Below are 541 nucleotides of genomic sequence, written 5' to 3'. Positions count from 1 at the left end.
AGCTGACGCTACGGCATGCCGCAGCGGTAAAGGATTTTCTCGCCAGGGAGAAGCTTGGCTATCAGGATGTCGATCTTATCGGCTTTCACGGCCAGACGGTGCTGCACCGGCCGCATCAGGCGCTGACGGTGCAGATTGGCGATGGGCCGCTGCTTGCGCGTGAAACCGGCATTCCCGTCATCTACGACATGCGCGCCAACGACATGGCCCATGGCGGGCAGGGCGCACCGCTGGTGCCGGCCTATCATGCGGCGCTGGCGGCGGGGATTGCCGAATTTGCCGGGCGTCCGGCAATGTTCGTCAATATCGGCGGGATTTCCAATCTCACCTATATCGGTTCCGATGGTTGCATCGTCGCTTACGATTCTGGTCCGGGCAATACGCTGATCGACCAATGGGTGGAGGCCCAGGCTGGACTGGCGTTCGATGAGGGAGGCGCAATTGCTTCGCGTGGGAGGATGGTCACGGCAATGGCCGACCGTTACCTGGCGCATCCGTTCTTCACGTCGAATATGCGTATCTCGCTAGATCGCAACGATTT

At 60.4% G+C, this 541-nt stretch carries 1 protein-coding gene; it reads left to right on the top strand.

The features are described 5' to 3' along the window. A partial coding sequence (locus AC1D0P_RS27860; RefSeq protein WP_477679690.1) for an anhydro-N-acetylmuramic acid kinase occupies window positions 1-541 on the top strand: 541 nt, incomplete at both ends.

The sequence above is a fragment of the Polaromonas sp. P1_G2 genome, assembly GCF_056405515.1.
The sequence above is the reverse complement of the archived record's forward strand: the minus strand, read 5'-3'. Positions and strand labels throughout refer to the sequence as shown.